Origin of the sequence: Vibrio sp. V42_P2S4T144 (assembly GCF_009904715.1) — a bacterium.
In the GTDB taxonomy this organism is placed as follows: Bacteria; Pseudomonadota; Gammaproteobacteria; order Enterobacterales; family Vibrionaceae; genus Vibrio; species Vibrio alginolyticus.
This window is the reverse complement of the sequence record NZ_WXWS01000532.1, coordinates 1-8,215: the sequence shown is the minus strand read 5'-3', so window position 1 is coordinate 8,215 and position 8,215 is coordinate 1. Positions and strand designations below refer to the sequence as shown.

Sequence of the window (8,215 nt, the reverse complement as noted above, 5' to 3'; positions counted from 1 at the left end):
CCTTTCAACCACTCTGACTAAACGCTTCATAAATCGCCGTTTTTATGCTTAACGTCACTGAAAAAAACTTGTTCACTGAATCTTTATAAACCGATGTATATACTGAAGTAAATGACAACGACAAGGAAATTCAGTCACATGAAGACGACACCTTCAATGCTCTCTGTTCTGCTGGTATCAGCATTATCTACTCATGCAAATGCGGACGAATGCGGAAAAATAACCATCGCAGACATGAATTGGAATTCGGCCAGCTTAATGGCGCACATCGACCAATTTGTCTTAAATGAAGGCTACCAGTGTGATGCGGAATTGATCCCTGGTGATAGCGTTCCTACAGGCACCTCTATGATTGAAAAGGGGCAACCTGACGTTGCGCCAGAGTTATGGACAAACGGCATTAAAGAAGCACTTGATAAAGGGATTGCGGATAAACGCTTGCGTATCGCTGGTGAATCGCTTGTCAATGGCGGTGAAGAAGGGTTTTGGGTTCCCGCCTATCTGGTAAAACAGTATCCAGAGCTCGCGACGATAGAAGGCGTCATCAAGCACGCCAAACTATTTGAACACCCAGAAGATGATGACAAGTTCGCGTTCTATAGCTGCCCTGCTGGTTGGACATGCCAAATCACCTCCGGTCACTTGTTTAATGCATTAGGGTTAAGTGAGCACGGCTTTGAGATGGTTGACCCAGGCTCTGGCGCTGCACTAGCTGGTACCATCGCCAAAGCCTATGATCGCAAAATGCCTTGGTTTGGTTACTACTGGTCACCAACACCCGTATTGGGCAAGTATGATATGGTCAAAGTGGATTTTGGTAGCGGAACAGATTTGGAAGAGTATCGCAACTGTACCACTCAGCCTGATTGCGCTTCACCAAAAGTAACAATGTACCCACCTTCTCCAGTTCGCACAGTAACAACTGAGGCGTTTGCGAGCAAAGAACCCCAAGCATTCGCGTACTTGCAGAAACGCGGATTTACCAACGAGCAAATGAGTGAAATGCTGGCCTGGATGGAAGATAACTACGCGGACGGTGAAGAAGCGATGTTTTACTTCTTTAATACCTACCCTGACTTGTGGAAAGGCTGGGTATCTGAAGACGTCGCGGTGAGAATCGAAAAAGCGCTTTGATGATTAATACTTAAAGTGCCACAAATCATTTAACCTCCCATGCCGTTTGAATAAACGGCATGGGAGACTCGTCAACGACTCGTTAATACATGGTGTGACCATTCAATGTTTCTTTGGGTATCTCTTGCAGAGCGTCCCAATGTTCAACGATCTTCCCATTGTGATCAAAACGAAAGAAATCCATCGTCACGTATTCAATATCATTAGGCCATGTTTGGTGAGTGTGTAGTGCCACCAAATTCCCTTCAGCAATGGCTCGCACAAACGTAATATCTTTATCGGGATACTCATTTTGCATCCGCTCAAAATACTCGATAAAAGCCTCGGGGCCATTTCCAACTAATGGATTGTGCTGGATGTACTCATCACCTACGTAGTCTTCAACTGCCTTTCTTGGGTTACCTCGATAGGCGGTTTCGTAAAACGCAATGGCATTTCTTTTATTCTCTTGCAGATCCATTTTTCTTACCTGTGTTGATCCATCTTGCGGATAACGGTAATCATAGTCTTTGAACTTCAGAAGTGACTGAACATCGCGCACAAAAAAGGCCGCTAAACAGCAGCCTTCATCACTTCTACTTGGAATCATCGCCTTTCATAGCTTAAACCACACCACCAGCACCGAGCATAGAACGCTCACTGTTCTCCACCAGCAACGCGGTTGCGGTTTGTTTCAGTGTTTCCCATTCTTGGTCTTCGACAAAGATACCATTTTGCCAAGAAGCTTGTTGCGTACGGCTTAACTCATCACCTTCAATGTGGGTGGTATACCCTTGTGCACTTTTCTCGATATCGAAATCGTTCACGGAGAGCTCGATAACCATACTATGCAAATCCGTATCATGCACATCAAACTGATCCGAGAAAAAGACTTCTGGTGCGATTCGTCCACGGTTCAACACATAAAGCGTTCGCTTGGGACTTGAGCCATTGACCCACTGTGCTCGACACGCAATGCCTTTCGCAGAGAGCTTCAACAACTCACTGAAACCCAGCCAACGGTTATGACACTGTTTCAACGTAATGGTAATCGACTTACGGTTGATCATTTTCTCGAGCGCGAAATCCAACACAGCGGGTAAATGACACGCTACACTCCCGTTGTGCAGTTCTACCTCTATGCTTGACGGTGTGCTGTTGGTCACCGATACGGCGCAGTCTGAATCTAACCCAAGAAACAGACTGGCGTTATTAAAATGGCGAACTCCATGTAAGCCAACCATTTGCAAGTCCGCCACCATGTTCGCAATGACGTCCGCCTCACCACAGTGACGGCGCATGCCAAGAAATGCCTTATTAACCGCGGCCACCAATTCGTTGTGAGAGACGATCATAATGCAAATCCTCCGTTGATTTTTTGATTGTCACTTTGCGCAATTTCGTCACGCGGCGGCATGCTAGGGAAAATCCATGTGTCTGCCAGTTTAGGATCGTGAATTTCATCTAACAACGGCGCACCTTGGAAGAAAGTTACTCGAACCCAACGATCCGAGCGCGGATCAAACTTAGTCGCACCAAAGATCGCCAATTTACAGCGCAGTAAGTGCATTGGTAACGCATCTTTACGCAGCACGTTCATTTGAATATCCCCCATCGCACGGTTGCCTAGCGTCCATACGCGACGTGTGATCGAACGATAAGTCGGATTTTGCAACAGAAACTCTGCTACGGACATTTCTTCATCACAACCAAGCAAAGCGTGGTACAAGCGATTCACTTGTCTGCCGATATCAAGCGGCAGCTCTTTTTCTTCTCCTGCTTCCTCGCCACGAACACCAAGCCTTGGCTCTTCTTTGTCTTGTGAACGATACCAGAACCAATAATTGTTCTCGGCCAGTGAGTAATCCGCATCAATCGCCCAGCGGTACTTGCTTTGCAACACTTCCAGTAAATCTTGGATCTTTTTCCCGCCCGGAATAGATAACGTTTCATCCGTATTCATTTGGCTAGCAAATTCATCCACTAAAGATGGGTAGAGTTCGATCAAGCAAGAGGTGAGGATTTCTTGGGCTTCCACACTCATTGTTTTCTTATGCTCGACCAAACTCGCCCAATTCGGATGTGATGCCATTAACGTTGTTAGCTCTGATAGCAGTTGTTTGATGTCTGATATCGCTTGATGATTGAGCCTGTCTTGATGTTCATTAATGGTGATGACTTGCTCTAAATGACGCTGTGCTTTTTGTAGTAATCCTTGCAAAGGAGCATGGAATGAAGCTTCACATGGCATCGCAAAGACTCGCGCTACCGCACGTTCGCGAGAGGTCATCCATTGGTCAACGATGCACGGGTGATTAATCAAGTATGGAGCCATGCCTAAGCCAGTCGCATTGCCGACACCAAGGTAGCGCTGCAAGCCACGATGCAAAGCCACCGCGTTGTCGCCACCTTGTTGAAGTGCCAGATAGTGCACCCAATCTAGGCTGAATTCACGCAACATATATACGGCACACATTTGCGCACTAAAAGACTGGCTGAAATCTGAGTTGTTCTCTAACAGTTTGAAATCGGCGATACCAAACTTTCCGTTACCATAAACAGCTGTGGTACGCAGGATATAACCCACTTCCGCTAACTCTTTCGGCTCAGGCTGCTCGCCTTGAGAAAGCGCGCTAACAATGTGCTCAAACACGCGCACACTTTTGTTTGCGCGAGCAAGAACAAGTACGTTGTTTGGATTACGTCCCGCTTCTTGCAGCGGTACATTTTCTCGCAATCTTTCCAACAAAGTAACATCAACATCGCCTTGAACCAGTGCAAATGTGACGTCCCACTTTTCAGCAATTACGCGATCATTACGCTCGTCGTCGGCAATTTCATCACAGAATACCACCAAATGATAAACGTGCTCTGGCGTGGTCAATTTGTAAATCACATGACCATAACCACGAGGACAAAGCTGCCACTCATGCTTGGTTACTTGCCAGTTTTGGCTTGCCATATTACGAATCAGACTGCGTACAAAGCTAATTCGGTTTTGGTGCATTGCGCCAAGCCTTTCGGCTGCCATGACAATCGCTGCATCGCGCATAGTTGCTTCCGTATAAGTAGAACGATGTGCATCCATTTTGCTCACCACCTATTTGTTATTGTAAGAATACTAGGGTTTGTGCGGATGCAGGAGGAAAACACCCGCACAAGCTCCACGTTGTTTGAACTGGATAATTGTTATAGCCCTTGCTCTTTCGCCATTTTGATTGCAATTTGTGGCGCATTCCAAAGTGACGGTAACAGAATCAACGAAACCGGAACCGCGGTAATAACAATGAAAGATTGCAGAGCAGAGATGCCGCCAGAGCCAAGGGAAATTAGGATCAATGCCGTCACACCCATCATTACTCCCCAGAAGGTACGGATGATCCCATTCGGCTCCGTTTCACCACTGATCACGACACTGATTGTGTAGGTCATTGAGTCGCCCGTCGTGACGATGAAGATCGTGGTTAAAATCAGAAATAGAATTGAAGTCAGCATTGGCATTGGTAGTTGCTGAGTCACTGCAAGCAAAGCACCTGGCAGGTTAAAGCCTTCGAACGCCGCACTCACGCTACCCGGTTCAGCAATTTCAAACGCAAGGCCTGAGCCGCCCACAATCGTGAACCAAAAACAGGTGGTTAACGGAGCCACAATACTGATGGTGGAAATAACTTGGCGAATAGTTCGACCACGGGAAATACGCGCAATAAAGATTGCCATCATCGGACCATAACCCAGGAACCAGCCCCAGAAAAATACTGTCCACCAACTTAGCCAACCTTCGTCACCGCGATAAGTCGCCATTGGGATAAAGTTATCCAACATGCTTCCTACACCTTGAATGTATCCGTTAAAGATAAAATTCGTCGGACCAAAAAACAGGATGTAAACCATCAATGCCATTGCCAGAATCACGTTGTAACGACTAAGCAGTTGCATGCCTCGGCTTAATCCACTGAGTGCTGACAAGGTGTAAAGCGCAATCGCAAACAAGATGATGATAAGCTGAGTGGTAAAGCCATCAGGGATATCAAACAACGCATTTAACGCGTAGCTAACCTGCAAGCCCAGAAACCCAATTGGACCAATGGTGCCCGCGGCTACCGCGATAATGCAGCATGCGTCAATCAATGCACCGAGTTGGCCTTTAAGTGCTCGTTCGCCCAAGACTGGGTAAAGCAAAATACGGGGTTTTAGTGGTAAACCTTTGTCGTAATGTAGGTGCATCACCACGATGGAAGTTAAGCTACCTACAATCGCCCAAGCTAGAAAGCCCCAGTGCATAAAGGATTGCGACAACGCATTCACCGCACCTTGCTGCGGGTTATCTTGCGCGCCGTACAAAGGAGGTGGGCTAACATAATGCGCGATAGGCTCAGCCGCGGCCCAGAAAACGCCACCACCAGCCAATAAGGTACAGAAAATAATCGCCATCCAGCGGAAAGAATCCATTTCTGGTTTTGCAATCCCGCCCAACATCACCTTGCCTGTTCGCCCTGCAGCCAAGCCAAGACCAATAAGAAAAGTGAGAAGCAGCAGTAACTGCCAGTATGGACCAAATACCTGAACTGCCCAGCCAAAGCCAGCGTTAACGATCGTAGATAACAGCTCGCCGTCATAAAGTGCAATAGCAACGAACAACGCGATGAAACCACCGCTATACCAAAAGGCCGGGTTATTCAGTCCTAATTTGTCCGTCGTGCTTTCTGTTGTTGATGTGTTGTGTTTTGCTTTTGACTTGCCCGATGACACGCTCATCGTGGAAGCTTTCATGCTATTGGTTAAATCAGACATACTCTGGCTCCAGAGGTTCTTTGCAGCAGCCAAAGACTGGCTACAAATGTGAGTTTTACGCCTGCCGTATTGTTATTATGTGGGCAGGCGGTTCCTACTTTGGGGAATGCTATGAAATAGGCTCTAATCCTTCTTTAAGGAAGTTGAACCAGTTTTCACCCAATATTTTTCCAGCCTCAGATTCACTGAATCCGTGACCCATTAATCCGTTGTAGATGTTCTCCATCCCTGCGCTGCCGCAGAACCATGGCAGCGCATCTGGCCATCCCGAGTTACTTGCTGAACCTTCGCCGTAATCCATCGCTTTTGACCAACGCCCGTTGCGCATCCACTCCAACACTTGTTGCGGCTGATTTAGGCACAAATCACTACCGATGCCTAAATGATCGACGCCAAACATGTCTGCGGTTTTCGCTACCATCTGGCAGAAATCATCCAGCGTGCACTGGCTGCCATTTGGTAAATGGAACGGATATAAACTGAATCCAATCAAACCACCGCGCTCCGTCAGTGCTTTGATCACGGTGTTGGACTTGTTGCGCAGTGCGTCATGCGCAAACGTCGGGTTAGCATGGCTGATACAAATTGGACGCGAAGAGAGCTCGATAGCTTCCAACGTTGAACGCTCTGCACTGTGGGACATATCAATGATCATCCCGACTCGGTTCATCTCTTCAATCGCTTGCTTACCAAAGCGAGTTACGCCGGAATCGTTTTGTTCGTAACAACCTGTCGCCAGTAAGCTTTGGTTGTTGTAGGTCAGTTGCATGATCAGCAGACCTTGGCGGCGCATCACTTCAATCAGACCAATTTCATCATCGATTGGTGAGCAATTTTGCGCGCCGAAGAAGATGCCGACTTTGCCTTCTGCTTTGGCTTTTTCTACATCTGCCATTGAATAAATAGGCATGATGAGGTCCGCATTTTGCTCGAAGCGCAAGTTCCACTCAGCAAAACGCGTTAAGGTTTCGCGCGCAGTTTCGTGGTAGACGATGGTGGCATGAACGGCAGTAATGCCACTCGCCTTAAGCGTTTGGAAATACTCTCGATCCCAATTGCAGTACTGCAATCCGTCAATCACAATCCGTTGTTGGTACATAACCACTCCTTAAACAATTTCTTAGCCTTTCAGTGCGGGTAACTGACACCATCAGTTACCCTGCCGATCTTAGTAAGGACGCTGATAAGCGGTTTTCACTACGGTGTAGAACTCTTTGGCGTACTGACCTTGCTCACGAGGACCAAAGCTAGATTCTTTACGGCCACCAAATGGAACGTGATAATCTGTACCCGCAGTTGGCAAGTTAACCATGACGCAGCCCGTTTGGACTTGCTGTTTGAAGATCGCGCTATTGCGCAAGCTTTGCGTGATAATGCCGCCTGTCAGGCCAAAGCGCGTATCGTTCGCGACTGCAATTGCCTCATCCAGATCAGAAACGCGAATCACGCTCGCCATTGGTGCAAAGACTTCGTCTTGGTTCACTTCCCAGCTGTTTTGTGTGTTCAAGAACAGGGTTGGTGACATGTAGTAACCGTCATGCTCTAGGCTCAGACGCTCACCACCAAAAGCCAGCTCTGCGCCCGCTTGGCGTGCGTTTTCGATCCACTCAAAGTTCGCATTCAATTGGTTACCATCAACCACTGGGCCCATGAACACGCCCTCTTCCAGTGCGTGACCCACTTTAAGTTCACTCATGCGTTTGATTAGCGCTTCAACATACGCGTCGTGAATTCCGTCCATAACCACAAGACGAGAAGACGCGGTGCACTTTTGACCTGCACCCGAGAATGAGCCTGCGATTGTCGCTTCGACAGCAATCTGAATGTCTGCATCATCTGCCACTACGAGCGCATTTTTGCTACCCATCTCTAGCTGACAACGCACAAAATTTGGTGCCGTTGCCGCTGCAACTTTGCGGCCAGTGTCCACAGAACCAGTGAAGCTAACGCCGTTCACATCCTTCGAATTGATAAGGGTATTACCGACTTGCGAACCGCTGCCCAAAACGAGGTTAAACGTGCCAGCAGGTAAACCTTGGCGATGGATAATCTCTGTCAGCGCAACGGCACTTGCTGGGGTTAGGTTGGCAGGCTTCCAGACGACGCTGTTGCCAAACGCAAGTGCTGGCGCGATTTTCCAAGCCGCTGTTGCTGTTGGAAAGTTCCAAGGAGAGATAATGGCGATAACGCCGACGGCTTCACGAGTAACTTCAACGGAGACACCTGGACGGACGGAAGCAGCGTTATCGCCAATTTGACGCAGAACCTCAGCAGCAAAGTATTGGAAGAATTGGCCAGCACGGTATATCTC

7 protein-coding genes are annotated in these 8,215 nt (G+C 47.8%); 1 reads left to right on the top strand and 6 read right to left on the bottom strand.

The window, feature by feature from the left end; translation table 11 throughout:
* Positions 1 to 138 precede the first annotated feature (138 nt).
* On the top strand, positions 139 to 1,134 hold the full coding sequence (locus CAG68_RS17820; RefSeq protein ID WP_161441453.1) for an ABC transporter substrate-binding protein: 996 nt from the start codon (positions 139 to 141) through the stop codon (positions 1,132 to 1,134).
* Positions 1,135 to 1,216: 82 nt separating this feature from the next.
* Here the strand turns inward: CAG68_RS17820 and CAG68_RS17815 are convergent, their stop codons facing one another.
* The 6 genes from CAG68_RS17815 to CAG68_RS17790 all read right to left on the bottom strand — a co-directional run.
* Positions 1,217 to 1,594, bottom strand: a complete 378-nt coding sequence (locus CAG68_RS17815; protein WP_031777276.1) for a nuclear transport factor 2 family protein — start codon at positions 1,592 to 1,594, stop codon at positions 1,217 to 1,219.
* A 142-nt stretch (positions 1,595 to 1,736) separates the two neighbouring features.
* Entirely contained in the window at positions 1,737 to 2,468 is a 732-nt protein-coding gene (locus CAG68_RS17810; RefSeq protein ID WP_161441452.1) for a DUF3726 domain-containing protein, read from the bottom strand.
* On the bottom strand, positions 2,465 to 4,201 hold the full coding sequence (locus tag CAG68_RS17805; protein ID WP_054729385.1) for a hypothetical protein: 1,737 nt from the start codon (positions 4,199 to 4,201) through the stop codon (positions 2,465 to 2,467). Before CAG68_RS17805 ends, CAG68_RS17810 begins: the two co-directional genes overlap by 4 nt.
* Before the next feature lie 101 nt (positions 4,202 to 4,302).
* On the bottom strand, positions 4,303 to 5,904 hold the full coding sequence (locus CAG68_RS17800; RefSeq protein ID WP_161441451.1) for a BCCT family transporter: 1,602 nt from the start codon (positions 5,902 to 5,904) through the stop codon (positions 4,303 to 4,305).
* A gap of 109 nt (positions 5,905 to 6,013) precedes the next feature.
* Positions 6,014 to 7,003 (bottom strand): membrane dipeptidase, encoded by a 990-nt coding sequence (locus CAG68_RS17795; RefSeq protein ID WP_053303711.1) that lies wholly within the window; start codon positions 7,001 to 7,003, stop codon positions 6,014 to 6,016.
* A gap of 69 nt (positions 7,004 to 7,072) precedes the next feature.
* The coding region (locus CAG68_RS17790) for an aldehyde dehydrogenase family protein (protein ID WP_161441450.1) at positions 7,073 to 8,215 on the bottom strand (1,143 nt) is incomplete at its 5' end.

Bases quoted from the DNA above. Each gene is read 5' to 3' on its own strand.
- CAG68_RS17820 (WP_161441453.1), top strand. From the start codon at position 139: ATGAAGACGACACCTTCAATGCTCTCTGTTCTGCTGGTATCAGCATTA.
- CAG68_RS17815 (WP_031777276.1), bottom strand. From the start codon at position 1,594: ATGGATCTGCAAGAGAATAAAAGAAATGCCATTGCGTTTTACGAAACC.
- CAG68_RS17810 (WP_161441452.1), bottom strand. From the start codon at position 2,468: ATGATCGTCTCTCACAACGAATTGGTGGCCGCGGTTAATAAGGCATTT.
- CAG68_RS17805 (WP_054729385.1), bottom strand. From the start codon at position 4,201: ATGGATGCACATCGTTCTACTTATACGGAAGCAACTATGCGCGATGCA.
- CAG68_RS17800 (WP_161441451.1), bottom strand. From the start codon at position 5,904: ATGTCTGATTTAACCAATAGCATGAAAGCTTCCACGATGAGCGTGTCA.
- CAG68_RS17795 (WP_053303711.1), bottom strand. From the start codon at position 7,003: ATGTACCAACAACGGATTGTGATTGACGGATTGCAGTACTGCAATTGG.